This is a genomic window from Microcystis protocystis FBCC-A270 (assembly GCF_050500235.1).
GTDB classification, from domain to species: Bacteria; Cyanobacteriota; Cyanobacteriia; order Cyanobacteriales; family Microcystaceae; genus Microcystis; species Microcystis ichthyoblabe_A.
In genome coordinates, this window is the sequence record NZ_CP191407.1 from 1,162,490 (window position 1) to 1,189,221 (window position 26,732).

At 40.7% G+C, this 26,732-nt stretch carries 29 protein-coding genes and 1 riboswitch; of the genes, 16 read left to right on the top strand and 13 right to left on the bottom strand.

The window, feature by feature from the left end:
• Both chrA and ACQY1X_RS05670 read left to right on the top strand, forming a co-directional pair.
• A complete protein-coding gene (chrA, locus tag ACQY1X_RS05665; RefSeq protein WP_430014148.1) occupies positions 1 to 1,158 on the top strand; it encodes a chromate efflux transporter in 1,158 nt (385 codons plus the stop codon).
• A 324-nt stretch (positions 1,159 to 1,482) separates the two neighbouring features.
• Positions 1,483 to 2,892 (top strand): IS4-like element ISMae7 family transposase, encoded by a 1,410-nt coding sequence (locus ACQY1X_RS05670; protein ID WP_430014713.1) that lies wholly within the window; start codon positions 1,483 to 1,485, stop codon positions 2,890 to 2,892.
• A 103-nt stretch (positions 2,893 to 2,995) separates the two neighbouring features.
• Here ACQY1X_RS05670 and hisG read toward each other — a convergent pair whose 3' ends face one another.
• From hisG to deoC, 3 genes are all read right to left on the bottom strand, one after another.
• Positions 2,996 to 3,643: an ATP phosphoribosyltransferase gene (gene hisG, locus ACQY1X_RS05675; RefSeq protein WP_002794444.1), complete on the bottom strand. Its 648-nt coding sequence runs from the start codon at positions 3,641 to 3,643 to the stop codon at positions 2,996 to 2,998.
• Positions 3,644 to 3,703: 60 nt separating this feature from the next.
• Entirely contained in the window at positions 3,704 to 4,495 is a 792-nt protein-coding gene (locus tag ACQY1X_RS05680) for an HAD family hydrolase (RefSeq protein WP_430015472.1), read from the bottom strand.
• Positions 4,496 to 4,630: 135 nt separating this feature from the next.
• Positions 4,631 to 5,308 carry a deoxyribose-phosphate aldolase gene (gene deoC / locus ACQY1X_RS05685; RefSeq protein WP_190537352.1) on the bottom strand — a complete coding sequence of 226 codons (678 nt, stop codon included), beginning with the start codon at positions 5,306 to 5,308 and terminating at the stop codon, positions 4,631 to 4,633.
• A 159-nt stretch (positions 5,309 to 5,467) separates the two neighbouring features.
• On the opposite strand from deoC, the gene acnB reads away from it, so the two are divergent.
• The 12 genes from acnB to ACQY1X_RS05745 all read left to right on the top strand — a co-directional run bounded on the left by acnB (position 5,468) and on the right by ACQY1X_RS05745 (position 13,067).
• Positions 5,468 to 8,077: a bifunctional aconitate hydratase 2/2-methylisocitrate dehydratase gene (gene acnB / locus ACQY1X_RS05690; RefSeq protein ID WP_430015473.1), complete on the top strand. Its 2,610-nt coding sequence runs from the start codon at positions 5,468 to 5,470 to the stop codon at positions 8,075 to 8,077.
• Positions 8,078 to 8,091: 14 nt separating this feature from the next.
• Entirely contained in the window at positions 8,092 to 8,412 is a 321-nt protein-coding gene (locus ACQY1X_RS05695) for a DUF2584 domain-containing protein (protein ID WP_223210942.1), read from the top strand.
• Positions 8,413 to 8,418: 6 nt separating this feature from the next.
• Positions 8,419 to 8,916 carry a hypothetical protein gene (locus ACQY1X_RS05700; RefSeq protein WP_430015474.1) on the top strand — a complete coding sequence of 166 codons (498 nt, stop codon included), beginning with the start codon at positions 8,419 to 8,421 and terminating at the stop codon, positions 8,914 to 8,916.
• A gap of 54 nt (positions 8,917 to 8,970) precedes the next feature.
• The gene (locus ACQY1X_RS05705; RefSeq protein WP_002794438.1) at positions 8,971 to 9,249 is read left to right on the top strand and encodes a hypothetical protein; all 279 of its coding nucleotides are present in this window, start codon (positions 8,971 to 8,973) and stop codon (positions 9,247 to 9,249) included.
• A 72-nt stretch (positions 9,250 to 9,321) separates the two neighbouring features.
• The gene (locus ACQY1X_RS05710; RefSeq protein ID WP_002785471.1) at positions 9,322 to 9,498 is read left to right on the top strand and encodes a hypothetical protein; all 177 of its coding nucleotides are present in this window, start codon (positions 9,322 to 9,324) and stop codon (positions 9,496 to 9,498) included.
• Between the two features lie 382 nt (positions 9,499 to 9,880).
• Complete coding sequence (locus ACQY1X_RS05715; protein WP_002735016.1) at positions 9,881 to 10,174, top strand: BrnT family toxin; 294 nt, start codon at positions 9,881 to 9,883, stop codon at positions 10,172 to 10,174.
• Positions 10,122 to 10,388 carry a BrnA antitoxin family protein gene (locus tag ACQY1X_RS05720; RefSeq protein ID WP_002746336.1) on the top strand — a complete coding sequence of 89 codons (267 nt, stop codon included), beginning with the start codon at positions 10,122 to 10,124 and terminating at the stop codon, positions 10,386 to 10,388. Before ACQY1X_RS05715 ends, ACQY1X_RS05720 begins: the two co-directional genes overlap by 53 nt.
• 131 nt (positions 10,389 to 10,519) lie before the next feature.
• The gene (locus ACQY1X_RS05725) at positions 10,520 to 11,005 is read left to right on the top strand and encodes a hypothetical protein (RefSeq protein ID WP_430014153.1); all 486 of its coding nucleotides are present in this window, start codon (positions 10,520 to 10,522) and stop codon (positions 11,003 to 11,005) included.
• 55 nt (positions 11,006 to 11,060) lie between these two features.
• A complete protein-coding gene (locus ACQY1X_RS05730) occupies positions 11,061 to 11,486 on the top strand; it encodes a hypothetical protein (protein ID WP_002794436.1) in 426 nt (141 codons plus the stop codon).
• A 64-nt stretch (positions 11,487 to 11,550) separates the two neighbouring features.
• Positions 11,551 to 11,658 carry a hypothetical protein gene (locus tag ACQY1X_RS05735; RefSeq protein ID WP_268932517.1) on the top strand — a complete coding sequence of 36 codons (108 nt, stop codon included), beginning with the start codon at positions 11,551 to 11,553 and terminating at the stop codon, positions 11,656 to 11,658.
• Positions 11,651 to 11,992 (top strand): XisI protein, encoded by a 342-nt coding sequence (locus ACQY1X_RS05740; RefSeq protein ID WP_069474981.1) that lies wholly within the window; start codon positions 11,651 to 11,653, stop codon positions 11,990 to 11,992. The genes ACQY1X_RS05735 and ACQY1X_RS05740 overlap by 8 nt, the downstream gene beginning before the upstream one ends.
• A 178-nt stretch (positions 11,993 to 12,170) precedes the next feature.
• Positions 12,171 to 13,067, top strand: coding sequence for a polyphosphate kinase 2 family protein (locus ACQY1X_RS05745; RefSeq protein WP_430014154.1), 897 nt, complete (start codon positions 12,171 to 12,173; stop codon positions 13,065 to 13,067).
• 100 nt (positions 13,068 to 13,167) lie between these two features.
• Here ACQY1X_RS05745 and ACQY1X_RS05750 read toward each other — a convergent pair whose 3' ends face one another.
• The 10 genes from ACQY1X_RS05750 to ACQY1X_RS05795 all read right to left on the bottom strand — a co-directional run bounded on the left by ACQY1X_RS05750 (position 13,168) and on the right by ACQY1X_RS05795 (position 22,128).
• The gene (locus ACQY1X_RS05750; RefSeq protein WP_430014155.1) at positions 13,168 to 14,082 is read right to left on the bottom strand and encodes a DNA adenine methylase; all 915 of its coding nucleotides are present in this window, start codon (positions 14,080 to 14,082) and stop codon (positions 13,168 to 13,170) included.
• A 73-nt stretch (positions 14,083 to 14,155) separates the two neighbouring features.
• On the bottom strand, positions 14,156 to 14,671 hold the full coding sequence (locus ACQY1X_RS05755; protein ID WP_002777581.1) for an alpha/beta hydrolase: 516 nt from the start codon (positions 14,669 to 14,671) through the stop codon (positions 14,156 to 14,158).
• Positions 14,672 to 14,838: 167 nt separating this feature from the next.
• Entirely contained in the window at positions 14,839 to 15,228 is a 390-nt protein-coding gene (locus ACQY1X_RS05760) for a hypothetical protein (RefSeq protein ID WP_002777582.1), read from the bottom strand.
• A 166-nt stretch (positions 15,229 to 15,394) separates the two neighbouring features.
• Positions 15,395 to 16,357, bottom strand: coding sequence for an orange carotenoid-binding protein (locus ACQY1X_RS05765; protein WP_002777584.1), 963 nt, complete (start codon positions 16,355 to 16,357; stop codon positions 15,395 to 15,397).
• 511 nt (positions 16,358 to 16,868) lie between these two features.
• Positions 16,869 to 17,627: an ABC transporter ATP-binding protein gene (locus ACQY1X_RS05770; protein ID WP_130757421.1), complete on the bottom strand. Its 759-nt coding sequence runs from the start codon at positions 17,625 to 17,627 to the stop codon at positions 16,869 to 16,871.
• Between the two features lie 70 nt (positions 17,628 to 17,697).
• A complete protein-coding gene (locus ACQY1X_RS05775) occupies positions 17,698 to 18,513 on the bottom strand; it encodes an ABC transporter permease (protein WP_002760933.1) in 816 nt (271 codons plus the stop codon).
• An 86-nt stretch (positions 18,514 to 18,599) separates the two neighbouring features.
• Positions 18,600 to 19,640 (bottom strand): ABC transporter substrate-binding protein, encoded by a 1,041-nt coding sequence (locus ACQY1X_RS05780; protein WP_430014157.1) that lies wholly within the window; start codon positions 19,638 to 19,640, stop codon positions 18,600 to 18,602.
• A gap of 198 nt (positions 19,641 to 19,838) precedes the next feature.
• A complete protein-coding gene (gene hypB, locus ACQY1X_RS05785) occupies positions 19,839 to 20,528 on the bottom strand; it encodes a hydrogenase nickel incorporation protein HypB (protein WP_002734828.1) in 690 nt (229 codons plus the stop codon).
• 58 nt (positions 20,529 to 20,586) lie between these two features.
• Positions 20,587 to 20,943, bottom strand: coding sequence for a hydrogenase maturation nickel metallochaperone HypA (gene hypA / locus ACQY1X_RS05790; protein ID WP_002760929.1), 357 nt, complete (start codon positions 20,941 to 20,943; stop codon positions 20,587 to 20,589).
• A gap of 6 nt (positions 20,944 to 20,949) precedes the next feature.
• Positions 20,950 to 22,128, bottom strand: a complete 1,179-nt coding sequence (locus tag ACQY1X_RS05795) for an agmatinase family protein (protein ID WP_069474976.1) — start codon at positions 22,126 to 22,128, stop codon at positions 20,950 to 20,952.
• 68 nt (positions 22,129 to 22,196) lie between these two features.
• Positions 22,197 to 22,331: riboswitch (guanidine-I (ykkC/yxkD leader) on the bottom strand.
• Positions 22,332 to 22,650: 319 nt separating this feature from the next.
• On the opposite strand from ACQY1X_RS05795, the gene ACQY1X_RS05800 reads away from it, so the two are divergent.
• Positions 22,651 to 24,072 carry a hypothetical protein gene (locus ACQY1X_RS05800; protein ID WP_430015475.1) on the top strand — a complete coding sequence of 474 codons (1,422 nt, stop codon included), beginning with the start codon at positions 22,651 to 22,653 and terminating at the stop codon, positions 24,070 to 24,072.
• The gene (locus ACQY1X_RS05805; protein ID WP_430015476.1) at positions 24,041 to 26,674 is read left to right on the top strand and encodes a tetratricopeptide repeat protein; all 2,634 of its coding nucleotides are present in this window, start codon (positions 24,041 to 24,043) and stop codon (positions 26,672 to 26,674) included. Before ACQY1X_RS05800 ends, ACQY1X_RS05805 begins: the two co-directional genes overlap by 32 nt.
• The last annotated feature ends 58 nt before the right edge of the window (positions 26,675 to 26,732 follow it).

A 26,732-nucleotide genomic window follows, 5' to 3' on the forward strand; every position in this document is an offset into this window, starting at 1 on the left:
ATGCTGACTTCATCGCCTCCCAATCTCTCGCAACTTGCCCTTTTATTTCTCAAAATCGGCATTATCGGTTTTGGTGGTCCGGCTGCCCATATCGCTTTAATGGAGGAAGAAGTGGTTAAGCGTCGCGGTTGGATGACTAAGGAGCGATTTCTCGATTTGGTGGGGGCAACTAATCTGATTCCTGGTCCTAATTCCACGGAAATGGCTATTCATATCGGTTATATTTTTGGTGGTTTAGCGGGTTTAATAATCACGGGGGTTTGTTTTATTACTCCTGCGGTGTTAATTACGGGTTTTCTAGCTTGGATTTATACTACCTACGGGACTTTACCGGATGTGGCTCCGATTTTTGCGGGGATTAAACCGGTAGTAATTGCGGTGATTTTTCAGGCACTCTGGCGCCTAGGCAAAAAGGCACTGAAAACCCGTCAATTACTCTTCATCGGATTGGGAGTTATCGGATTATTAATCTTAGGTTTAAATGAAATTATCGCTTTACTGTTAGGCGGAATTATCGGGATGTTTATCCTAAAAAAATTCGCTACCTTTCCCCTGATTGTGGCAGGAATAGGCGGTGCGACGGCGGTTGCTACTCCTAGCAATATCCCACCGACATTAACAGGATTAGGGCTATTTTTTCTCAAGGTGGGTAGTGTTTTATTTGGTAGTGGTTATGTGTTAGTTGCCTTTTTAGAAGGGGATTTAGTGCAGGGGAGAGGATGGTTAACCCAGCAACAATTATTAGATGCTATTGCTGTGGGTCAATTTACCCCTGGTCCGGTGTTATCTACAGCCACTTTTATCGGTTATCAAATATTAGGAGTATCGGGGGCAATTGTGGCAACTCTAGCGATTTTCTTTCCTTCTTTTATCTTTGTTTTATTACTTAATCCTCTCATTCCTAAGCTGAGAAAATCCGCTTGGGCGGGTGCTTTTTTAGATGCAATTAATGCTAGTGCCGTGGCTTTAATGGTAGCAGTAATTTTTAATTTAGCTCTAGCTACTTGGTTACAACCCTACGGGAATTTACCTTTTAATTTATTGGCTATCATTCTATCTCTTATCTCCTCTATTCTTTTACTACGTTTTCAGGTTAATTCTACTTGGTTAATTCTGGCTGGTGCGCTTATTGGTTTGCTCTTAAAACAATTAGGTTAGGGGGAAATAAGTCAATGGTTCTAATTGAATATTAAGATAGATTTTGCCTTTTATCCCCCCTTAATTCCCCCTTGATACCCGCTTAATAAGGGGGGTGCTGATCCCCCCTTAATCCCCCCTTGATACCCGCTTAATAAGGGGAGTGCTGATACCCCCTTAATCCCCCCTTAATAAGGGGGGCGCTGATACCCCCTTAATCCCCCCTTAATAAGCTATCCATTAGTCGGATCTTTCTTAACAAAAAGAGAAGAAACTTAAAAAAAGGGGAAACGATTGATAGGTATAGTTTTGAAAGAAGGAATTAAGGTGGAGGTAAGCAAAAAAATGGAGAAATGGGCAGCCCAAGAATTACAATATGCAGACCTGGGGGACACCAGAAGAAAGAAAAGGTTAATCAGTATCGTAGAAAACTTGGCCAGCCAACCTAGTACAAGTGTGCCACAAGCTTCGGGAAATCTAGCCGCAGCGAGTGCCACCTACGACTTTTGGAATTCCCCCTATTTTCACCCCTCAGATATAATTGCCGCCCAAGCCAAAAGTACAGTAGAAAGAATCAAAGAACATCCAATAGTTTTGGCAGTGCAAGACACAACAAGTTTAGACTTTACGACGCAAAAAGCCAAAAAAGGAATGGGTTATCTAGATTATAAAAAATCCTTTGGTCTCAAAGTTCATACCACCTTAGGAGTGTCAGCGCAAGGAATACCTTTAGGACTGATTAATCAATATGTCTGGGCAAGAGAAGAAAAGAATTTAGGGATTGCCAAGCAAAGAAAAAAAAGAGAAACCGAAGAAAAAGAAAGTCAAAGATGGTTAGAGTCTGTATCAGAAACACAACAACAAATACCCGAAGATATTCAAGTAGTAACAATCGGAGATTGTGAGGCAGACATATTTGATTTATTTGCCCAATCAAGAAGTCCTAACTCTCATTTATTAATCCGAGGAACTCATAACCGAAAAGTTAACTATCTCGAAGACAAGCAAAAGTCAGGGCATCCAGAGCCTAAATATTTACATCAATCCATCAGAGAAATAAAAGCCTGTGGTAGCCTAGATGTGCAAGTAAAACGCAATCCTAATCACGAGGCTAGACTAGCTAAACTAACAGTTAGATTTGCCAGTTTTGAAATACAAGTACCTAAGCATCACTCGAAAGCGAACCCTCGTCAACCGGTCAAATTACAGGTAATTTTAGCTGAAGAAGAAAATCCGCGTCCTGGAGTTAATCCTATCAGTTGGCTCCTCTTAACTAGCCTAGACATTAGTAGCTTTGAATCAGCGATAACCTGTGTGCGCTGGTATAGTTATCGCTGGTTAATAGAACGCTATCATTTTGTTTTAAAAAGTGGTTGTGGATTAGAAAAACTGCAATTAGAAACGGGTCGTAGAATTGAGATGGCCTTAGCTACCTATTCAATTGTAGCTTGGAGATTACTTTGGTTAACCTATCAAGCACGCTTACACGGAGAGGAGAGTTGTGAAAGTTTTTTGGAAGAACATGAATGGCAATCTTTGTGTGCCACTATTCATAAAAAGAGTCCGCCACCTGAAAAGCCGCCCTCCTTTCGAGAAGCGGTCAGAATGATTGCTTCTCTTGGGGGGTTTTTAGGTAGAAAAGGTGACGGTGAACCAGGTGTTAAAACTATTTGGTTGGGACTGCGAAGGTTACATGATATCAGCCAGACTTGGAAACTATCTCATCAAATTAGTCCCCCCATAGAACCCCCTTGAGCCATCTTGCACACTTTTCTCTTTTTGTCAAATTTTATGTTAAGAAAGATGTGACTAATGGATAGCTTAATAAGGGGGGCGCTGATCCCCCCTTAATCCCCCCTTAATAAGGGGGGCGCTGATTCGTTAAACTGAGCTTTTCTACCCAGTTGTAGATCTGATCGCGATTTAGTCTATAGCTTAGAGGATGGGCGATTAATCGAGCGCTACTAGCAAATAATTCGGCAATTTCTACTAAACCATTTTCGCGTAAAGTTCGACCGGTGGAAACTAGGTCAACTATCGCTTCTGACATCCCCGTAATCGGGCCTAATTCTACGGAACCATAGAGAGGTATAATCTCGACGGGAATATCTAAACGACGAAAATAATCCTTAGCACAATTGACAAATTTTGAGGCAACTTTACCGTGATGGGGAATATCTAAGGGACTTTGATAGGGACTATCAGCAGGGACAGCTACCGACATCCGACAATAACCAAATTTTAGGTCAATTAAATTAGCCACATCGGGAGATTTTTCCAATAAAATATCATAACCGGCGATGCCTAATTGTGCCTGACCGTATTCTACATAAACTGGTACATCTGTGGCTCTGACTAATAACGCTTTCGCTTGGTTAGTGGGGTCGGTAATCTGTAATTGGCGATTTTTTGAGTCAAGAAAGGCACTAAAATCTAAGCCAATCTTTTGAAATATTTGGATACTTTCGTTTAGTAAAGCACCCTTCGGTAAGGCAATTGTTAGCATAGAGGGAATTATGAATTGGGGTGTGGGATTTTTCAGTGAACAGTAAACAGTAATCAGTAATCAGTGAACTGAAAATTCGCCTCTGATAACCGAGATGGCAGTAAGTTCTCTAATGACCACATCAGCTAATTGTAAATCTTGATGGTTTTCCTGTTGCCAACTAATTGCGATCGCAGCTGCTGATTTTGCCTGTTTAGCCATTTCCCAATCGGCCCTAGTATCCCCTATCATCAGGGTTTTGTCCACTGGGGTCCCCAAAGCTTGACAGGTTTCTTGCAATAATAGGGGATCGGGTTTACTTAAACCTCGATCGCAGCCCCGGGCAATTTTAATATAATTTAATAGGTGATTTTCCTTGACAAATTGCTCCACTCGTGCTGTGGTATCGGAGGAAAGAATCGCTAATTGTAAACCGGCCGCGTGCAGATAACGAATTACTTCTAAACATTGGGGATAGAGGGGATTGAAGCGGGGGGGAACCTTTTCATCGGCCGCTTGAAAGGCCGCTTTTGCGATCGCCATGGCCGTTAACCAATCCCGGCCGGTGGAAGCAATACAACCGGCAGCGACGATATGATTATCTCTGCGGCTGCCCACTGCCATTAAACCAGCAGGATTGAGACTATTTGCCCCAATACCGAAAGTTTTGGTTAATAAAGACTCTAAACCAGGGATTTGCGATTCAATGGCTTGTATCCGGGCTATAGCTCGATCGTACCAGAAAGCTCGCGAATCCTCTAGCGTACCGTCCTTATCAAAAACAATCCCTTGAATATCTCTAAATTCTCGATTACCACAGCGAATTATCGGCAAATAAACCCCCTTATTTTTATCTATATTGTCAGTCATCATTTTAGCTTTCAGGATTAAGGAGACAGGATTCAGGAGACAGGAGATTATTTCTATTTATTCTCCCCATCCCCCCACTACCCCACACCCCACACCCCACACCCCACTTTCCTATACCTTTTAAAACAGGATTTAGTATTACTCCTCAAAAGCAGCTTTTTGCTGACGGACTAAATCGACACCGCGAGAAGTCCCCAGACGGGTGGCCCCGGCCTGGATAAGAGCGATTGCTTGTTCAATGGTGCGAATTCCGCCGGATGCTTTAATTCCTACCCGGCCTTTGCTAATTTCCTTGAGAAACTTCACATCGCTAACCGTTGCTCCTCCAAACCAGCCGGTACTGGTTTTTAGATAACTCACTCCTGCATCCATGCAAATTTCTGCCGCTAAACGTTTCTCGGTGTCCGTTAGTTGCGAGGTTTCCAGAATCGCTTTCACTGTCTGGCCAGTTTCCTGACAAATACTAGCAATTTCTTGGAATAATTCCTCGGATTTCCCATCTTTTAGCCAACCGAGATTAATAACCACCTCTAACTCCTTAGCACCATTATCTACGGCTTCTAAAGCCTCATAACGTTTAACTGCGGAGGTAGTGGCCCCTGCGGGAAAACCAATCACGGTAGAAACTAAAGTTTTTTTGCCGTGGAGTAACTGCACCGCTTGCTTAACGGCAGCGGGATAAACGCAGACGGTGGGAAAATGATATTGATCAGCCTGTTGACAGTAAGCCTCTAATTGTTCCCTGGTGGCGGTGGGGATGAGGAGAGAATGGTCGATATATTGTGCTAAATCTAGATCAGAATCGGTGATAGCCATTATCTACGCCTCAATATAGTCAATCGATCGCTATTTTCTCATTTTATGGAAGTCACACAATAAAGTCATCTCTCGCTAACCTAGAAATTCCGAGACTAGCAAAAATCCAGTAACCTAGGAAGAAACCGTCACAAGTGAAGACTAGGAGACAATAGACCTATGTTAGAAGCGTATCATCAGCACGTTGCCGACCGAGCGAAATTAGGTATCCCTCCCCTTCCCCTCAACGCTCAACAAACGGCGGAATTATGCGAAATACTCAAAAATCCGTCCGAAGAACTCAAAGGAGAATTGCTGACCCTGCTGCGTGACCGTGTTCCCCCCGGAGTTGACGAAGCGGCCTACGTTAAAGCGGGATTTTTAACAGGAATTGCCAAAGGTGAAATAAAATCTAACGTTATCTCCCCCCAGGGTGCGGTTAGCTTACTGGGAACCATGGTAGGTGGTTATAACGTTCATTCTCTGATTGAACTGCTGAAATCCAGAGATATTAATATCGCCGCCGCTGCTGCCAGCGCTTTAAGTAAAACCCTGCTGGTATTCGACGCATTTAACGAGGTTTTGGAATTATCCGACACCAATCCCTATGCTAAACAGGTCATCGATGCTTGGGCCAATGGCGCTTGGTTTATCGCTAAACCGAAACTTGCTAAAGAAATTACCGTCACCGTCTTCAAAGTACCGGGAGAAACCAATACAGATGACCTATCTCCTGCCCCCCATGCCACCACCCGGCCCGATATTCCCCTCCATGCTTTGGTAATGTTAGAAACCCGTCAACCCGGGTCCTTAGAAACCATTGCCGAATTGAAAAAATTAGGCCATCCGGTCGCCTATGTGGGGGATGTGGTTGGGACTGGTTCCAGCCGAAAATCGGCAATTAACTCGGTTCTCTGGCATATCGGCGATGATATTCCCTTTGTACCTAATAAACGTGCTGGTGGCTATATTTTAGGCAGTAAAATCGCCCCTATCTTCTTTAATACTGCTGAAGATTCCGGCGCTTTACCGATTGAATGCGATGTTAGCCAAATGAACACGGGGGATGTGATTAAAATCTATCCCTACGAAGGCAAAATCACCAACGAAGCGGGCGCAACTATTAGCACTTTTAGCCTCAAACCTGAGACAATTCTGGATGAAGTGCGGGCCGGCGGTCGTATTCCCCTCTTAATCGGTCGCAGTCTCACCGATAAAACCCGTCACGCCTTGGGACTTGAGGCTAGTACCCTATTTACCCGTCCCACTATGCCTAGTGACACGGGTAAAGGTTACACCCTAGCGCAAAAAATGGTCGGCAAAGCTTGCGGTTTACCCGGGGTGCGGCCGGGTACTTCCTGTGACCCGATTATGACTACGGTAGGGTCTCAGGATACCACCGGCCCGATGACCAGAGACGAGTTAAAAGAGTTAGCCTGTTTAGGTTTTAGCGCCGATTTAGTCATGCAGAGTTTCTGTCACACGGCAGCCTATCCCAAACCGGTTGATATTCAAACTCATCACCAATTACCGGACTTTTTCTCTACCCGGGGTGGGGTGGCTTTACGTCCGGGAGATGGCATTATTCATTCCTGGTTAAATCGGATGTTATTGCCGGATACGGTGGGGACTGGAGGCGATTCTCATACTCGTTTTCCCCTGGGAATTTCCTTTCCTGCGGGGTCGGGTTTAGTGGCATTTGCGGCCGCTTTGGGAGTAATGCCTTTGGATATGCCGGAATCGGTTTTAGTGCGTTTTACGGGGGAATTACAACCCGGTGTAACTCTGCGCGATATTGTTAATGCTATTCCCTACGTTGCCATGCAAGAAGGCAAATTAACCGTGGAAAAACAGAACAAAAAAAATGTTTTTAACGGTCGCATTATGGAGATGGAAGGGCTGCCGGATTTGAAATTAGAGCAGGCTTTTGAATTAACCGATGCCACGGCGGAACGTTCCTGCGCCGGTTGTACGATTAAGTTAAGTACCGAGACAGTGGCGGAATATTTACGCTCTAATGTGGCTCTGTTAAAGAATATGGCGGCCCGGGGTTATAGTGATGCCAAAACTATCCTACGTCGGGTAGCAAAAATGGAACAATGGTTAGCTAATCCTGTCCTGATGGAGGCGGATAAGGATGCCGAATATGCGGATATTATCACCGTCAACTTAAACGAGATTAAAGAACCCATTGTTGCTGCACCCAATGACCCCGATAATATCAAGTTAATGTCGGAATGCGCTGGGGATAAAATCGATGAGGTGTTCATCGGTTCTTGTATGACTAATATTGGTCATTATCGCGCCGCCGCTAAGATATTAGAAGGAGCGGGAGTTGCTAAGGCTAAACTGTGGATTTGTCCCCCCACCCGCATGGATGAAAAACAATTGCGCGATGAGGGAATGTACGGCATTTTTGCCGCTTCTGGGGCCCGTACTGAGATGCCTGGATGTTCCCTTTGTATGGGTAATCAAGCGCGGGTTGAAGACAGAGCGACGGTATTTTCTACCTCAACTCGTAACTTCAATAATCGCATGGGAAAAGATGCGCGAGTCTATCTAGGTTCCGCCGAATTAGCGGCGGTTTGTGCGCTGCTGGGACGCATTCCCACCCTTGAGGAATACCTGGCAATTGTCACCGAGAAAATTAATCCTTTTGCTGGCGATTTATACCGCTATTTGAACTTTAATGAAATCGCTGGTTTTGAGGATGAAGGCCGGGTAATTCCCCTAGAAGATTTACCTAAGATTGAGGATATCTTAGGGATTCCTTCCGGTGTTTTGAGTTAGTATGAAGGTTTAGGGTGAGCTATGAAAAGCTCACCTTCTGCTCAGAAAATAAAGAGGTAAAATTTATGGGAATGCCCTGTGAAGTGAATAGTATTTTAAAGTTAAAACCATCTCAAGGTTATCCAGAAAGTTTGGAATTATCTAAACAGTATCAAGGGAGCAAAGAAGATTATAGAATTATTCCTGTTGATGTTCCAATTCCTTTGGTAAATGAACATTGGGTCGCCTACGCAGATGTTATCATTGAAAAATTAGTTTGGGAAAATCGTCAAACAACAGTTTTATTTAGAATTGATAGGATTTATCCAGTCCCTTTTATTGTCAAAGAAACTTGAAATTAGATGAAGGATCAACAACGAATAATTATTGCAAGAATTATTAAGTATGAATTTGATTATTTTCTCAGAAAATTCAAGCCTTGGGAAAAATTTATATTTTTGTTATACTTAATAGTAGCGATTGTGACAGGTTTAGGGGATGCAAGTTCATTTTTTACAGGAGAGAATAGTCCTATACCTAGGGAATGGAAATTGTTAAAAAGTCCTCAAATAGTTACGATTATATCTATTATTATCTTAGGAATTCCTGTTCTACTCTCTCAAACACAGACTGGACAAGATACTGTTGAACTTTTAGAAACAATTCGCTTAAACATTGTGCCAGCAATCAGTAGTTCTTTAGAAGAATTATCTGTTGATATAAAACAAAAATTTAATCTACAGGGCAATATCAGAGTATCCTTGTGGATACCAGTGAGACAAAAGTTATTTACTTGGAATCTCCAAATGGTATGTAAAACTAGCAGTGTATCTGATAGGGAACTAGAGGCACTTTTTTAATTAGATGAAGGGGTAATTGGTTACACATACCTGAAGACTATAAGAAAGTATGCTTTGGAGTTTGTTGATATTTCTAATTCCCAGCAATTACCGTCTTCTTATGTCCCTCTCCAAAGAGACAATGAACTATTAATTAATCCTCATATAAAAATTGTGTTAGCTGTAGCTGCACTGCAAAAAAGTTCTATTCTGGGACTATTAGCTGTTGATACCGATGATAGTGCGGATTTAAGCTCAATGAATGATAGAAATCTACATAGTAGTATTTTAGACTGGATGACACAATACAATAACGTTGTTAAATTACTCTGGAGAATGAAGAATAATGTCTAGGGTATTGACTAGGTTAAGCAATTGACTCATGATAACAGTAGGGGTAAGACCTAAACCACAGAGGAAACTATTATGTCTGAGTCACTAAAACAACAGAGACAAGCACCTAGTTTAAAGTTAATTGAAATATTAGAAGATGGTAGTGCCAAAACTTTTATCTACGAAGATCCCGAAAAAAAGAACAAATCCAGCTTTATTGCTCGAATAAAGGCTAAAATACAACAAAAACTCAGACCATCAGCTAATTAGTTCTTATGTATTTGCCAGATCATTTGTACACAAGGGGGTTATCTACCCCCGGATTTGTTTTTATAGTCATGACCGATTAGTTTGATACATTCTAGATATATGAAGCTCTTATCCTGTCTAGTATTAATATTCTCAATCTTAATTGAAATCGCTGGTTTTGAGGATGAAGGCCGGGTAATTCCCCTAGAAGATTTACCTAAGATTGAGGATATCTTAGGGATTCCTTCTGGTGTTTTGAGTCAGTTGACCGGTTATGGGTCATTTCGATCGAGGCGAAAGATTTCTTTTGATTTCGATCAAGATGACCCCTCTAACGATCGAATTTTCGACAATTATAGGATTTTTTTCAATATACGGAATGACAACTCGATAAAATAAAAATATGAAATTCGAGTGGGATCGACAAAAGAACCGAGCGAATATCATCAAGCACGATCTAGACTTCGCGGACGCGCAGCGGATATTTGAACATCCCATTCGAGTTTCCCTTGACGAACGAGAAAATTATGGCGAAGATCGATTGATAGGAATCGGTACGCTCGATGGCCGAGTGGTAGTTGTCGTTTTTACAGAACCGAGTAGAGATACAATTCGTATTATTTCACTTCGTAAAGCTTTACCCTATGAACGAAAACGATATGAACAATACCTCCGAGACGAATTGGGAGAAAGTTGACGCTCTTACGGAAGAGGAAATCGACACATCCGATATTCCGCCCTTAACCGAGGAGTTTTTTAGTAAATCGCGGTGGTGGAAACCTGTAGAGAAAGTAAATGTTCTTGTTCAAGTAGATCCCGAAACCCTAGCTTGGTTTCAATCACAGGGCGAGGATTGTGAACAAAAAATGTCCGCCGCTTTACGGATTTATGCGGAGGCTCACAAAGTATAGTCAAGTTTAGTTCGGGTACAAGCCACACAATAAAAAAGTTCGCTATCATTTTGAGCGGGATGAAAAGCCACACAATCTCATTTACCAATAAATCGCCTTAAATGAAATGATAAAAGTGAGTACGAAAAATTATGATTATAGATGTACCGACTGGAGATGATTTTAAATCCGCTGGCATTGATTTTTTAAATCTGGCTTGGGATACGCTGATAAGTTTATCTACAAAACTTAAGGATGCGGAATATTTTTATAATGTGTATTATAGCGATGAGAATGAAGAAGTAATCGATCAATTGTCATCTGAGCAATATTGGAAACAAGCACAACGTCCATTGAGTACAGCCCTTTCCCTTATTCAACAAGGAACCGAATTTCTCTTAAAAGGTCATATTGCTACAGTTAGCCCGTATTTACTAATTTCAGGAGATCCGAGTAATTATCCCAGTAAATCTCATGAGCGCAATATCCGTTTTAGTGAATTTAAAACAATTGATGCACAGGATTTAGTCAAAGTTTATAACACCGTATCGACTGATCGATTACCAGATAACTTTCGACAAAGATTTGAAGATTTGAGAAGCAAGCGAAATATAATTATGCACACTGTTAGATCCTGAATTATATATAAAAACTAAAGAGCTGTTTGTTGAAATTCTAGAAATTTGTCATTATTTGATAGAGCCAAACTCGTGGATAAAAATTCGAGGACAATTCATTCAAAATAAACCTGAATCTGTTCTATATAGCTCTGAAACCAGAGAATTATATAATTGGCTGGCTTTAGAAATAAACCTTGTAATTGATTTGTTAACACCTTCAGAAAATAATAAATATTTTAATTTTAATAAAAAAACAAGACGTTATTTCTGTCCTAGTTGTTATAGTGGTTTTAGGGAAGATTACGAAGACGAACAGATTCCAAGATTAGCTCAACTAATACCTAATGAACCAACTAGCAACACTATTTATTGCCTTGTATGTAATGAATCTTATGAAGTATTGCGGGAAGATTGCACAGCTGAAGATTGTCTGGGTAATGTCATAGATCCTGATGATGGTACATGTCTTACCTGTGGTTCGGACAATTTTCGAGATTAATTGTTGAAATTGTAATAAATATCTTGTATGTATTAATTTCTTTATTTTTTTAATCGGACAAGAAATTTATGAAAAGTTTTTCGCTCAAGCTGCCATACAAATAATCTTGCAAAAGTATCAAATTTTATTGTTAATTGTTGACACTAATCAGGAGGAATCGTCCAATGGATAAACTAAATTATTATCAAAACATAATCAAGAAAATTCTCACAGAATATGCAGAAATTTCCTCACAAGTACCCGATCAAGACATAGAAGAAATATTGATGTTTGACGATAATAGAAGCCAATATCTTTGGTTTAATATTGGCTGGAAAAATGGCAAACGAATTAAAGCAATTTCCGTTTATCTTCGTCTAAAAAATGACAAAATTTATATTGAAGAAGATTGGACAGAAGCAGGTATCGCCACGGAATTAATGCGCTTAGGAATTCCCAGCAGTGAGATAGTTTTAGCTTTTCAACCTCCCGAAGTGCGTCAGTTTACCGAATTTGCGATCGCCTAAAAATTATTCTTTACTTTCTCGTCAGATGAGGAGTCGCTAAAATCGAGTATTTAAATATACTTGTTTCTCGGTCATTGCTGCCACTTCATCCTTGACTCGCCGGTTCAAGGGTTGGATATTTTCCGAGCAAAAGTGCTACAATGTAATTTTAGGGGTCAAAACAATCAAGGAGAAGAGCATGGTCAGCAAAATTGATCGCCAAGCATTTTTACAATCCTTAATCGTGCCACCGGGTAAAGAAATTTCTCTGCACAAAGACTACGATGCCCGGTTTAAGCCAGACTACATTACCAAAGAAGATGCCACACTGCTGCTGCAACAGGGGATCGAAAAAATGGCCGAGTTTCAAGATAAACTCTATGCCCAGGATACCTATGCCCTCTTAATTAATCTGCAAGCCATGGATGCGGCGGGTAAAGATGGTACGATCAGACACGTTATGTCGGGCTTAAATCCCCAAGGCTGTCAGGTATTTAGCTTTAAAGTTCCCTCGGCCGAAGAACTAGATCACGATTATCTCTGGCGATATTATAAAGCTTTACCAGAGCGGGGTCGTATCGGTATTTTTAATCGTTCCTACTACGAAGAATTATTAGTCGTGCGCGTCCATCAAGATTTATTGGAACGGCAAAAACTCCCCCCAGAAGACAGAACCAAGAAAGTTTGGCAGCGACGTTTTGAGGAGATTAATAATTTTGAAAAATATCTGGTCAACAATGGGGTTATTGTCCTAAAATTCTTTCTCAATGTTTCTAAAGAAGAACAGAAAAAACGATTTTTAGAAAGAATTGATCGCCCCGAAAAAAACTGGAAGTTTTCCGAAAATGATGTCAAAGAAAGAGCTTTTTGGGATGATTACACGAAAGCCTACGAAGAGGTATTCAATCATACCAGTACCGAGTGGGCCCCCTGGTATATTATCCCGGCTGATCGCAAATGGTTTACCCGTTTAGCTGTGGGGGCGGTTATTTATCACACCCTGGAATCCCTCGGTTTACGATATCCCACCGTCACGGAAGAACATCGCCAAGCTTTACTGAAAGCCAAAGAAATCCTGGAAAATGAGCAGGATTAAAAATAGAAGAAAATCCCCAAAAAGCGATAATTGCCAGAAAATCGATCTCTTGAAGAAATATTTTTATTCATGTCGTCTTTTCTGTTAGGCTTAATTTTTGTCAATTATTGATCAGTAATTCCCAGATTTCTCCCCTATTATTGCCCTGGGAATTGATATTTCTTCGGGCTTTTACCCTTTGAATATTATAATTTTTATATAGGTCATCAAAAAAATTATTGTCAGAGTCAAAGTTTTTAAGGTCGGAATTGCTTAAAATAAATTTATAACCCGCTCGATCGACTTGATCGATAAATTGTTTTAATCTTATTTGCTCCTCATCGTTAAAATCTTCTTTGGTATAAGAGGTAAAAGCTGATGTTTTTTTAATCGGTTTATAGGGAGGATCAAAATAAAATAAAGTCTTGTTATTGGCATAATTTAGAGTTTGGACAAAATCTCCTTGTAGGATCGTCACTTTCTGTAAATGATGATTGACAGCTAATAAGTTTTCTTCATTGCAGATCAACGGTTTGACATATTTTCCAAAGGGGACATTAAAAAGTCCTTTGCTATTGACTCTATAAAGTCCATTAAAACAAGTTCTATTGAGAAATAATAACAAAACTGTTTTTTCTAGACAGTCATCGCAGCTGCGAGAATTAAATTCTATTCTTTTATCCAAAAAAAACTTTTGTTGTTCCTCTAGATTTTTAAGTTCATAAAAATCCTGCTGAATTTTTTTAAGCTTGACTATTAATTCTTTGACATTATTTTTAATAACATTATAAGCCATGATTAAATCAGGATTAATGTCATTAATAATAACTTTTTGGACAGGAGAAAAATTATTTAAGACTGAGAATAAAACTGCCCCACCTCCGACAAAAGGTTCAATGTAGTTAAACTGACAATTTTGAGAAATCTGGGAATTAATCAAAGATAGAATATTGGGAACCAGTTGAGTTTTGCCTCCCGCCCACTTTAAAAAAGGTTTGGCACTAACTGTTTTCCTTTCAGACAAAGAAGTGGTCATTATTCCTACCAGATTATCCTAATCTATTCAATTTACAGCGCAATTCATGAAAACCTGAAAGGCGGATTTGATATCAGAAAGGTAAACGGGGCATTTTTTTCAATACTGACTCAATTTGGTTGATTAAATCCAGCAGACGATTGCCATCCACATGAACCTCGCTGGTGGGATAATTAGCGAGGACTTCGATGATTTGAATCTCATTATCATTAATGGCAGAAGTGACTAAGGCACCGCGTAAAGCTTGCCGACTAGCAGTCCGATTGGGTGTATGGACAATTTCAGTCGCATAATCTAGCAAACTTTCGCCAAAAAAACTATTAAGAAATTTGGAAAGAAAGACGGCATCCACCGCTACCCGACGATTAAGGATTTTGCGGAATTCTTCAGGTTTTTGGTTAGCCATCTTTAATTGTGCCGCTAAAGCGGGAGCTAATTCGCCTGTTTCGCTCAATTGCTTTAATTCTGATACCGATACGGACCCTTGGAAGATGTAGTATTTGATGATAGCTGATTCGGCGGCTGACAAAGGCTGACAAACACCGAGAAAGATAGATATTCCTAGGGGAAGTAAAAGATTTTTGAACATAAACCAAAGGTACAAAACAAGCGAAAAGCGATCGGGATGATTGACTCATTCTAGCGAAATTGGTTGCCGCTTAGGAAAAACTGAAGACGGTGTTGGTTATCTAGAGATGAATTTTCTAGTCACCCAACTAGAAGCAGAAAGCTGATAGCTTAATGCTAATCACTAATTTACATTCGCGAGAGGGCAGCGATTTTTGCTAGTTTATCTTTTTCCAAACCGTTGAGATCCTCTAGCTTTAACCATCCTTCCTTTAATAGTTGAGCAAAGACAAAAATTAGGGAAGTATAGCGATACTCATATTTACCATCAATCTGATGTCGTCGGGCGCTTAGATAATCGTGCATTTGCCAGATATCATCTAAAACCGTGATCTGACCAGACTGTTCTTTAATATGTTCTATTAAAGTCCTAGTTTCTCGCTGATAAGCTTTTTGGAAAGCAGTTTGAGCAATTTCTTGTTCGGTATCTGACCAAATTATTTCACTCATAGGCATGATTTTAGTTTTAGGGATGATAATTTTGGGTTTTTGAACTACCTCGACTCTTTTCGCCCACATCTGTAAGAATGATTGTTTAGTTATTCTTACCTAGATCGGAGAAGAAACCGGTGTATTTACCAATTTTTTTAAGTCAGCCTTTTAATTGTATAAAAAAAAGAGTTCACTTGACAAGGAACTCTAATAAGTTTCATCAGAATTTTTAATGATTTCTCTCAGTAGCTATTTAGCCACGGGCAAAGTTTAATAATTCTTTCGGAGAAGCTAATAAATCGATCGCTACGAAGAAAATTTTATTATCAGGAGTTAGGAGGAAGCGCCATGCCATATTCATACCCACACCCGCACCAAACCAGGGAGTTTGTACTTTTCCCGTCACTTTAATCTGAGTAAAACCGTCATCGGCGGGTTCCACCACACCGCGTTCGGGGATTAATTTCAAATTTTGGCATTCTTCGCGGAAAAAGCGATATACTGCCTCTTTACCGACGACGGGACGTTGGAAAGGTGGTTGCAGAGCGCCGTCAGGGGTGAATAATTCAATTAATACATCAAAGTCATTAGCGTTGAGGTTGTCCATATAGTTGAGGACGGTGGCATTGGTAACGCCTTCAATGCTAACTTTGGTCCGTTCGGCAATATTTTGGGGAGGAACCACGGGTTCGGAAATACGGTTATAATCGCCCAGTTTCTTCGGATCGTAGCCCATATCGACCACACAATTCCGCAGAACGGTGATTTGTTGTCCCGACTCTAATTTTTTAATCCCGTCTAAAACGGCACTAGCATTAGCAGATAGTTCATAACCCTTGGGAATTGGGGCAACACTGCCATCTTCCATCCATTGTCCTAATTGATACCAGAATCCCAGCTTGATATTAGCAGACCAAGTGCCGTAGGTACGACAAATCGGGGTGTCAGCATGGTTGGCTAAGTCGCACATCACCTGCGACTGTTGCAGGGGTGACATCTGCCGAATTTCATTCATGGTTTTTTCGGCAAAGACCATACTAGCAGCACCGGGGGCGGCAACGGTGATGGTTTTGCCCATTTCTAGATAGGCAAACCAAATCAAGGCTAGTTGATCTTCGGTATTCAGCTGATTGAAACGCGCAATCGTGGCAGGAACCACATCCGCTGATAGCGTGTTGGGGAAAATGCTCCGCGCTGATTCGATCGTAAACGGCATAGATTCACCTTGAAGTAAAGTTTTGTATCAATTTACCACCATTCTATCATATTTGCGCCCCAAGGCAGCACCACTAGAGAAACTTTCCCAAAAAAAGCTGTACTTTAGATCACACTTACCCGGGATTATCACAAAATCTTAATGGTTGAACAACTGTTCCATCACTTATTTAGGGTTTGCGGCAAAAAGTTTTTCGTGGGGCAGGGTGTGGGGTGTGGGGTGTGGGGTGTAGGGTTTTTTAGGGGGTCAATACCTAATTTTCAGGGAAAAAGTGCCTAAATTTCCCCCCCGATCACTGCAAGGGCTGGCACTTTTTGATTGACAAAAAGTCTAAAAGTCTTACCCAACAAGGTTTTTAGATTTATTCAGCAAACCTTATCTAGGTTTTGCGGCAGCAGCGAGCGATCGCTGTTTGGCGATGCTAGATAACGGAAAGTATCTCTAAAGGATGATTTTTGCTGCTCTAACTCGTTTTCAACCCGGGACTACTCTTGATCATCCCTAGTTTTTTCTAGGATTTCTCACCCCGTAGCAGGCCGTAAATTTCATCCGTATAGTCATAAAACTGAGCTTGTCGTTTAATTTTATGATTACGATCTAGGGGTAAATTAATTGTTAATTCCCGTCGTATAGTCCCTGGTCTAGCACTCAAAACATAAATACGTTGAGCTAAAAAAACCGCTTCATCCACATCATGGGTAATCATTAAAATACTACACCTAATTTTTTGCCAAATTTCAATTAAATATTCGTGCATTCTTTCTTTGGTTTGTACATCTAAAGCTGCAAAGGGTTCGTCCATTAATAAAACTTTGGGATGACAAGCAAGAGAACGGGCGATCGCAACCCGTTGTTTCATCCCACCCGATAGTTCTCTGGGGTAAGCATTAGCAAATTGGATTAAACCGACAATATCCAGATAATAACAGGCCACTTCCCAGCATTCTTTTGTCGATAATCCCTGTAGTTTTAAGCCAAATTCAACATTTTTTTGGATCGTCATCCAGGGATAGAGTGTATAATTTTGGAAAACCATGCCGCGATCGGCTCCTGGCCCTGTCACTTCAACACCATCAACGGTAATTTTGCCGGAAGTGGGCAGCTCTAAACCCGCAATCATTCGCAACAAAGTCGATTTTCCCGAACCAGAGGCCCCGACCGCACAGACAAATTCAGCACTTTCAACGTGTAAATTAATATCTTTCAGAGCGACCACAGCACCTCGTTTAGTGGTGAAAATTTTATTGAGTTGAGTAATTTCTAAGTGCATTAAGGTTCTTCTCTTATCATTAAAATAACTTTACTGGTGACATAATCAACTCTGTTATTGAGTTTTTAAGTTAACGAGTAATTGACCATTTACAAGTCCACTGCAAAAACAAACGAAAACTTAAATCTAGAGCAAAGCCAATAATTCCTAGGACAATTAAACAGGCAAAAATTTCATCGGTTCTCAGAAATTTCTGAGCTAATAAAATCCGTTTGCCTAATCCATTATCGGCCGCAACCAATTCCGCCACCACTACCAAATTCCAGGCGGCTGCCATATTAACACGAAAAGTATCGATAACATTAGGAATAATATAGGGAGTAATCACTTTAAATAAAACCTGTTTTCGAGTTCCTCCAAGGGTATAAGTTACTTCGATCAATTCACGGGGAATGAACTTAACTGCATCCATAATCATCAGGGTATTAAAGAAAATTGTCCCGATAAAAATGAGCATAATCTTTGATGTTTCTCCAATACCCAAATAAATAACCAATAGGGGAATAAAAGCAGGAGCGGGCATATAACGTACAACGCCAATGATCGGTTCCATTAAACTACGAATACTCGGAAAAGTTCCCATTAAAATCCCCAGGGGAATAGCAAACAATCCTCCCAAAAAAAAGCCCCCAACTACTCGTAAAAAACTGGTAATAGTATCTTGAATTAAAAAGCCCTGTTCTGCCAATTTTCCTAAGGCCTGAATAACGGCTAAAGGAGAAGGCAAAAATACGGATTCAATGCCCGCAAAACTAGAGATTAGTAACCAGAAAATAAGCGGGACAATAATAGAGGAAACCATTAAAGTCCATTTGAGGGATTCGGGAATATCCTCGGTAATCCGCCAAAAAGTGCTTTGAGGAAGCGTTTTAGGTGTTGTGGTCATGGGATTTGCCAAAGAAAAGAATAATTTTGATAGCCAATATCACCCAGTTATCAAACAATTCTTGAAGTCAATGATCGAGGGACTAATTAGGATTTTTTGTCTTGATTTGCCAACGACTTGACAAATTTGGGCTCTAAAATGGTTGTTAGATCGGGGACTTTTTTAATAAAGCCAACTTCCATCATAAAACCAGCCATTTTTTGAGCGGCAAAGGGCATATTTTTTATGGTTTTCCCCGGACTAAAAGCTTCTAAGTTTTCTTCTAAGGTGAAAAACTTCGTTCCCTCTTTATATAAGGCCAATTCTTCTGGGCTAATGCCGGCACGCTTGGCCATAATCTCATCGGCTTTTTGGGGATTTTTAGCCATAAACTCTCGAACATCAAACCAGGTTTTGACAAGAGCCTGAACCTGTTCTGGTTTTTCTTTGATTAATTTGGCACTGACAACTAATAAATCAGGAATAGCACCGGGAAAAGCTTTGGAACTAATTAATTCTTTAGAACCTTTTCTTTTAAGGGCTGTTGACCAAAAAGGTGGAAAAGCACCAACTGCATCTACTTTTCCCGATGCAAAAGCGGCGGCAGCAGCCCCTGTTTCTATGGGGACAATTTGCACATCTTTACGGCTCATTCCTTCTTTTTCTAGAGCTAAACTGAGGAGAAAATCACCGACAACGCCTTCTTCAGCAGCAACTTTTTTGCCTTTTAAATCTTGAATCGTTTTAATCTCTTCTGTGACAATAACTTTGTCATTTCCTGACGAGTTATCATTAACTAAAACAGCAACTTGACCATTCACTGCATCTCCCGCAAAAGCGATTGTATCGTTGAGAGTTTGACTATTTCCATCTAATTGTCCGGCGGCCAAAGCTTGTAAGGATTCAAGATAACCATCAAACCATTTCATTTGAACATTAGCCCCATTTTTAGCAAATAATCCCTCTTCTTCAGCGATCGCCCATGGCCACCAACCGGCCCAATTACTATAACCGATGACAATGGGGGCAGTATTACTCAGAGAACTACTTGCATTGGGGGTTTGCTGAGGAGCTTGATTACAACTAATGGTCAGGAGTAAGCTACTAAAAAAAACGAGAAGTAAGGAGAAAAAATTGCGCCGTTTCATAGGTAATAGCCTAATAGCCTTTAGAGGTGACAGATAGTAAGTAACGAAGATAGATTTTGCCTTTGATCCCCCCTTAATCCCCCCTTGATAAGGGGGGTGCTAATAGACGGGGGGATACCCCCTTGATAAGGGGGGAATCTGAGAATTTTTAACACCTACCTAATTAAAACAGAAATAAATCTCAAAAACTGTTACTGATTAACAATTCAAAAACCTCGGAATATTGACTTGGCTTTTTAGCCAATTTAACCAGTCTTCTAAACCTTCTCCTGTTTGAGCAGAAAGAGCGATAATCTTTACATCGGGATTCATAGAACGAACATTTGCTTCTAAACGTTGTAAATCAATCTCTAAATAAGGAGCCAGATCTAATTTGGTAATAATCAGACAATCCGCTTCTTGAAACATAATTGGATATTTGAGGGGTTTATCTTCTCCTTCAGTAATACTTAATAGAGCAACTTTAGCGTGTTCCCCTACCTCAAATTCGGCGGGACAAACTAAATTTCCCACATTTTCCACCAACAATAAATCAAACTCTTTGGGGTTATAATCTTCTTTGAAACGATGAATTCCCCCAGCTACCATTTTGGAATCTAAGTGACAGGAGCGACCCGTATTAATGGCAATCACGGGAACTCCATATTGTCTCAGGCGCTCTGCATCTAGTTCTGTAGTCATATCTCCTTCAATAACAGCCATTTTTAATTGATCTTTTAAGGCTGCGAGGGTTTTTTCCAATAATACAGTTTTACCCGCACCAGGACTACTCATCAGGTTTAAACAGGTGATGCCCCACTCGTCAAAATGTTCCCGGTTGTGATCGGCTCCTGCTTGATTGGCATGAAGTAGATTAATTTCTAGGGCCGCGTCAAAAGTTTGGTGCATTTTAGTTGAGAATGAATAATTGATCATCGAACTTGTAGAAGCGATCGCCCAACTTTGTTTAAGAATCTAAAGAATATTCAATGTGGTCAATTTTTAACTCTCGACCTGAACGAATATCCTCCATCGGCGATCGACAAGTTGGGCAGGAATATTGCTGGCCAATTTGGGGTTGATAATCCTTTTGACAGCAATGACAATAAGCAATTAGGGGAATATTTTTAATCGCTAATTCCACGCCAGCCAGAAAAGTATTGGCAGTTTGAACTTCAAAGGCAAATTGTAAACTGACCGGTTCGACACAGGTAAATTCACCAACCATGAGATGAATTTTTTCAATTTTGAGCTTTTCAGGTTGGCTATCATACCAATCTCGAACTGTCATAATTAACGCCTTGGTCATATCAGTTTCGTGCATAGGAAATTACTGCCAGGGTTCGTCAACGGCCAGATTGGCATCAGGATGAATATAATAGGGCTTTTCTTTACGCGGTAATTGACCTGAAATAACCAGATGAGCCATGGCATCACAAATAACACGGGTAGCCATCAAAGAGGTCATATCACTAATATCGTAGGGAGGGGAAACTTCCACCACTTCCATACCACAAATGGGAGCTTTTTGGATAATTTTACCCAATAAAGCTAGGGCTTCACGGGGTAATAAACCCCCCGGTTCTGGCCAACCCGTGCCGGGGACAAAACCGGCATCAATGCAATCAATATCAAAACTAATCCAAACGCAATCCGTACCATCTAAAGCTCGTTCTAAGGCAAATTCGGCGGCCGCATCAATGCCTCGTTCTACAATATCGGTGACGGTCAAAATATTAGTGGCCCGCTCGCGGCAAACTTTAACACCTTGACGGGGAACTTGCCAACCACCAATCCCTAATTGGACGAGATTTTTAGCAGGAGCATTTTTCATATTGGTGGCATGAAACCAGGGGCAAGTGTGCATCCGTTCATCTAAATCCGTTTCCTGGGTATCCACATGGCGATCAAAGTGAATAATACCAACTTTTTTATTCCCTAAATGCCGACAAATACCCCGCACTGTCGGAAAACCAATGGAATGATCACCCCCTAAAATAATCGGCAAGGCACCGGAACTAAAGACATGGGCAACCCCTTTAGAGATTTGATCAAAGGACTTTTCATTATTAGCAGGAATGGTGAAAATATCCCCTAAATCACAGAGCGTAATTTGTTCGCGCAGATCTACCCCTAATTCAAAATTGTAGGGCGTATAAAGGGCCGAAATCCGCCGAATTCCCTGGGGTCCAAAACGAGTTCCGGGTCGGTAAGTTGTCCCCGAATCATGGGGAACACCGACGATGGCCACGTCATAATTGCCCACATTCCGCACATCTTCCAAATAGGGGGCCTTCATAAAGGTGTTAATTCCCGCATAGTGGGGTAACTCACCCCTGGAAAAGGTGGGAATACTGCGATCGCGAATACTATCGGCCGCCTCTAAACCGTAGGTTAACCCCTGGGAAACTTCCTGTTGCCAACCGGTTAGGGGCAAATGGCGTTCTTTTTCTAGGGCCTGTTGAGCTTCAGTTACATGAGGGGGTTGAAAAGTAGATTCCTCGGACATCATTTTACCTCAAAATACAATAACCCGGGAGTCTTCAAAGACACTGCCTCAAAACAGTTATCCTTAAAGTCTCCCGGGCTTTTATCCCGCCGTGTAGCCAGCTTAGACGGAAAAAATGTTTGATCCGCTCATTTAAGACTAGCTTGCTCCTCTCGGACCTGACATTTAAGGACGCTTAAATCGGAACCCTAGAAGCAATTTTCTTGACATTAGACGATCTCAATCCCAAAAACAGTATCATAGACTACACAAAAGGGGATTTTTTCCCGCTTAAATATGGTTTGCTGAATAATTAGGTGGGTATTAAAAACTTTCAGATGCCCCCCTTATTAAGGGGGGATTAAAGGGGGGACTAAGGGGGGATCGGCATCCTCCTTATCAAGGGGGATCCCCCCGCCTTCGGCTTCCCCCCTTATCAAGGGGGGCTAGGGGGGATCGAACCTAAAATCCATTTTTAATTTAATTATAACCAGCTACTTATATAATAAAAAGTATCTCCAGAGAATGATTTTTCCTGTCTCTATGCAACACCCCTCTCTGACTCGCTTTGAACCTGCGACTACTCTTGATGAAATCCATTTAACTATATCTCCTGAACCCCTATTAACTCAGAAGGAAATAGATGCTTTTTATCGAGAAGAAATGAATAAAGTGAGAGGGGAAGATAAAATTCAGCGTCTAAAATTAGGGTTAAAACGGGTCATAGATACGCAACAATATTACAAAGCCTGTTTAATGGGACACACGGGGGTAGGCAAATCGACAGAATTAACTCGTTTAATTAATGATCATGAGATTAAACAGCATTTTGAACCCCTGCGATTTAGTGTTTTAAGTGAACTCGATGCGATTAATTTCAGTCCCCTTGATGTGTTTCTCTTTATGGTGGTGGAAATTGTTGAGAAAACCGCTAAAATTTCTCGACAACCCAGTGATGAAAATTTACAAAAGCTTTGGGATTGGTTTAGTTCTGAAGAATTTACCCGTAAGGAAACCAGAGAAAGTCAAATCAAAACGGAAGCAGGAGCGGGAGTAAAGGAAGATTCTTTCTGGAATAAAATTCTCGGACTTTTTGCCTCTCTCAAGGGAGAATTCCGGTTTGCTTCCTCGCGAGAGAAAAAAGTTGTTGAATACCGTCTTTCCCGTTCCAGAGATTTAATTAATATTGCTAATCAACTCCTGAAAGAGTGTAATCAGAACTTACAGGAAACTATGCAGAGAAGCTGGCTAATTATTGGAGAAGACTTCGATAAAGCTGGTGTTTCACAGGAAGCGGTCAGGGATTTATTTTTAAACTATTCTAACATTTTCAAAGATTTAGACATTCACATTATTTTTAATATTCCGATTGGATTATATAATTCATCTCCTGGGATTAACCTCACTTTTGACCATAATCTCCTGATTCCCGATACTCCAGTTTTTTGCCAAAAAGATAATACTCCTAACCAAAAAGGACGGGAAGCAGTGAGAAAAGTTTTAGAAGCAAGAGTTAAATCTAATTTATTTGAAGATGGACAAATAGAGCGGGTTATTATTGCCTCTGGTGGCAATATCAGAGATTTATTTTATCTAGTTAGAGAAGCTTCTGATGAGGCAATTGTCAATCAACAAAATCTGATCATGTCTAGTCATATTAGCAGGGCAATTCGCAGTTTAAGAACAGAATATGAAAGACGTTTAGGCCAAAATCCTTATGATATCGATTCTGTTAGTTATGGGGATAAGGTATTATTGTTAAAACGAATTTATGATGCTAATCCAGAAGCACAAATTCCCAATGAGATATTATACGCTTTATTAAATGATCGAGCGATTCAAGAAGTAGATGGAGACGGGGAAAGATGCTTTATGGTGCATCCCCTTGTGGTTGATATTTTAAATGCTCAAGGTCATATTCCTACTGGTCCCGATGGAGGTGTCCCCGGTGGTACATCAAGTTAATCAAACTAATCAATCGGAGTTAGAACCGGGTACTATTTCCCATACGGCAGCTCGTTTGCTATTATGGGGACGAAGACCATCTAGAGGTTTAGCTAGGGTGGAATTTTATGATGATTTTTCCCGTCAGCAAGTAGTTAGAGAATTAGAGAATAAACTGCAAGAACAAGGCATTATTTTTCATAAAATTGTCTTACCAAGATGGGAAAAACCCTCTTTTGTCTTGAACTTCTTGTTAACACAATTGGCAGAATTGGAGTCGGGAGTAGTATCAATTACTGGTTTTGAAACCGCTTTTTCTAATGCTTCCCTAGTAGATGCCTTGCAATTAATTAATTTCAATCGAGAAAATTTAGCTCGCTTTAATCTCCGACAAATTTGGTGGATGAATCATGATTTTACTAACAAAGTTATTCTCTATATGCCAGATTTAAATTCTTGGTTTTTCCTGCGGTTATTTTTAACAGAAAATTCAACCCAAGCTACCAACTATAATCAGCTATTTACTGATAAAAATACCGTTCATGATCCCTATAATTTACCAGGAACAGCAGTTAACTTTGTTGGTAGAGAACAGGAATTATCCCGGATTCATCAAGCTTTTCAGCAATCTTCCCCAATTGTTTTAAGTGGGATGGGAGGTTCGGGAAAAACTGAATTAGCTTTACAGTATGCTTGGCAACATAAAGGGGATTATCCTGCGGGTATTTGTTGGATAAATGTCCTTAACAGTGACCCCGGTTTAGCTATTTTATTTTTTGCCAGAGAATACCTGGGTTTAAACATACCCAATCAGGGAACCTTAAGTGAACGAGTGCGTTACTGTTGGCAAAATTGGCCCGAGGGAAATGCTTTAATTATTTTTGATGATGTGCGTGACTACGACCAAATTACATCTTATCTACCACCGGGAAAAGATTCTCGTTTTCGGGTTTTAATTACCACTCGCTTTAGTTACTTAGGGGTATCGCTATCAACGATAAACTTAGATGTTCTCACGGCAGCGCAAGCTTTAGATTTACTGCAAACCTACTTAGGAAAAGAACGTCTAACCGCGGAGTTAGAGGCAGCCAAGCAACTTTGTCAGTGTTTAGGATATTTGCCTCTAGGATTACAATTACTAGGCAGTTTTCTGAGACAAGAAACCACTGAAACTTTAGCAAATATCAAGGAAAAATTCTCCAAAAAAGGCTTAAAATATCTCAACTCTGATAAGGAGGAAGTCCGCAGTATTAAAACAATTCTGGATCGCAGTTGGCAACTGTTAGAAAAAGAAGAACAAAAATTAGCTCTTTATCTCAGTTTATTTGCTTCGGCACCTTTTCCCAAGCACTTAATCATCAGTTTATTTTCTGATGAAGCTAAAGACGAGATAGAAAAATGGTTAACCGATAGCTTGGTTAAGCTTAATTTGCTGAAATCTTTAGGCAATGAATGGTATCAACTGCATCCCCTCATCCGTCTTTATCTACGGGAAAAATTAGAAGGTTCCGAGATAGCCAATACCGCAAAAAGTCGTTATTGTACGGTGATGACAGATACATCGAGAACAGTCCCCCAAACTCCTACTCTAGATATTATTCAAAATCTGACTCCCTTAATTCCCCATATTGAACAAGCTGTCAGGGAATATCCAGAATATATCGCTGATGAGGATTTAGCTTGGTCCTATACGGGTTTAGCTCGTTATTATAAAGGACAAGGATTGTATGCTATTGCTGAACCCTACTATCAAGATTGTTTAACCGCAACTCGAACCCGCTTAGGAGACAATCATCCCGATGTGGCAACTTCCCTCAACAACTTAGCAGGATTGTACGATTGCCAAGGCAGGTACACAGAAGCGGAACCTCTCTATCTAGAAGCATTAGATTTGAGAAAACGACTCTTAGGAGACAATCATCCCCATGTGGCACAATCCCTCAACAATTTAGCACTATTGTACTATTCCCAAGGCAGGTACGAAGAAGCAGAACCTCTCTATCTAGAAGCATTAGATTTGCATAAACGACTCTTAGGAGACAATCATCCCGATGTGGCAACTTCCCTCAACAATTTAGCAGCATTGTACGATTCCCAAGGCAGGTACACAGAAGCAGAACCTCTCTATCTAGAAGCATTAGATTTGAGAAAACGACTCTTAGGAGACAATCATCCCGATGTGGCAAATTCCCTCAACAATTTAGCACTATTGTACTATTCCCAAGGCAGGTACGAAGAAGCAGAACCTCTCTATCTAGAAGCATTAGATTTGTATAAACGACTCTTAGGAGACAATCATCCCGATGTGGCAACTTCCCTCAACAATTTAGCAGGATTGTACGAATCCCAAGGCAGGTACACAGAAGCAGAACCTCTCTATCTAGAAGCATTAGAATTGTTTAAACGACTCTTAGGAGACAATCATCCCGATGTGGCAACTTCCCTCAACAATTTAGCAGGATTGTACAATTCCCAAGGCAGGTACACAGAAGCGGAACCTCTCTATCGAGAAGCGATTAATATTGCTACCCAAGTATTAGGGGAAAATCATCCCCATACCCAAACAATTATGGAGAACTATAAAACTATGTTTTCGCAACTCCAGCAAGCAGAATTAAGATGAGTTAGAGTTTAAATGCTTGGGAAAATAGGGCTTGTAGGCGCACGGATTTTCCATTATG

Bases quoted from the DNA above. Each gene is read 5' to 3' on its own strand.
- ACQY1X_RS05765 (WP_002777584.1), bottom strand. From the start codon at position 16,357: ATGCCGTTTACGATCGAATCAGCGCGGAGCATTTTCCCCAACACGCTA.
- ACQY1X_RS05670 (WP_430014713.1), top strand. From the start codon at position 1,483: ATGGAGAAATGGGCAGCCCAAGAATTACAATATGCAGACCTGGGGGAC.
- ACQY1X_RS05755 (WP_002777581.1), bottom strand. From the start codon at position 14,671: ATGTTCAAAAATCTTTTACTTCCCCTAGGAATATCTATCTTTCTCGGT.
- ACQY1X_RS05750 (WP_430014155.1), bottom strand. From the start codon at position 14,082: ATGACCACTTCTTTGTCTGAAAGGAAAACAGTTAGTGCCAAACCTTTT.
- chrA (WP_430014148.1), top strand. From the start codon at position 1: ATGCTGACTTCATCGCCTCCCAATCTCTCGCAACTTGCCCTTTTATTT.
- ACQY1X_RS05795 (WP_069474976.1), bottom strand. From the start codon at position 22,128: ATGTCCGAGGAATCTACTTTTCAACCCCCTCATGTAACTGAAGCTCAA.
- ACQY1X_RS05770 (WP_130757421.1), bottom strand. From the start codon at position 17,627: ATGCACTTAGAAATTACTCAACTCAATAAAATTTTCACCACTAAACGA.
- ACQY1X_RS05780 (WP_430014157.1), bottom strand. From the start codon at position 19,640: ATGAAACGGCGCAATTTTTTCTCCTTACTTCTCGTTTTTTTTAGTAGC.
- deoC (WP_190537352.1), bottom strand. From the start codon at position 5,308: ATGGCTATCACCGATTCTGATCTAGATTTAGCACAATATATCGACCAT.
- hypB (WP_002734828.1), bottom strand. From the start codon at position 20,528: ATGCACCAAACTTTTGACGCGGCCCTAGAAATTAATCTACTTCATGCC.
- ACQY1X_RS05725 (WP_430014153.1), top strand. From the start codon at position 10,520: ATGATTATAGATGTACCGACTGGAGATGATTTTAAATCCGCTGGCATT.
- ACQY1X_RS05715 (WP_002735016.1), top strand. From the start codon at position 9,881: ATGAAATTCGAGTGGGATCGACAAAAGAACCGAGCGAATATCATCAAG.
- hypA (WP_002760929.1), bottom strand. From the start codon at position 20,943: ATGCACGAAACTGATATGACCAAGGCGTTAATTATGACAGTTCGAGAT.
- ACQY1X_RS05700 (WP_430015474.1), top strand. From the start codon at position 8,419: ATGAAGGATCAACAACGAATAATTATTGCAAGAATTATTAAGTATGAA.
- ACQY1X_RS05720 (WP_002746336.1), top strand. From the start codon at position 10,122: ATGAACGAAAACGATATGAACAATACCTCCGAGACGAATTGGGAGAAA.
- ACQY1X_RS05710 (WP_002785471.1), top strand. From the start codon at position 9,322: ATGTCTGAGTCACTAAAACAACAGAGACAAGCACCTAGTTTAAAGTTA.
- ACQY1X_RS05775 (WP_002760933.1), bottom strand. From the start codon at position 18,513: ATGACCACAACACCTAAAACGCTTCCTCAAAGCACTTTTTGGCGGATT.
- ACQY1X_RS05800 (WP_430015475.1), top strand. From the start codon at position 22,651: ATGCAACACCCCTCTCTGACTCGCTTTGAACCTGCGACTACTCTTGAT.
- ACQY1X_RS05745 (WP_430014154.1), top strand. From the start codon at position 12,171: ATGGTCAGCAAAATTGATCGCCAAGCATTTTTACAATCCTTAATCGTG.
- ACQY1X_RS05805 (WP_430015476.1), top strand. From the start codon at position 24,041: ATGGAGGTGTCCCCGGTGGTACATCAAGTTAATCAAACTAATCAATCG.
- ACQY1X_RS05760 (WP_002777582.1), bottom strand. From the start codon at position 15,228: ATGTGGGCGAAAAGAGTCGAGGTAGTTCAAAAACCCAAAATTATCATC.
- ACQY1X_RS05680 (WP_430015472.1), bottom strand. From the start codon at position 4,495: ATGATGACTGACAATATAGATAAAAATAAGGGGGTTTATTTGCCGATA.
- ACQY1X_RS05740 (WP_069474981.1), top strand. From the start codon at position 11,651: ATGGATAAACTAAATTATTATCAAAACATAATCAAGAAAATTCTCACA.
- acnB (WP_430015473.1), top strand. From the start codon at position 5,468: ATGTTAGAAGCGTATCATCAGCACGTTGCCGACCGAGCGAAATTAGGT.
- hisG (WP_002794444.1), bottom strand. From the start codon at position 3,643: ATGCTAACAATTGCCTTACCGAAGGGTGCTTTACTAAACGAAAGTATC.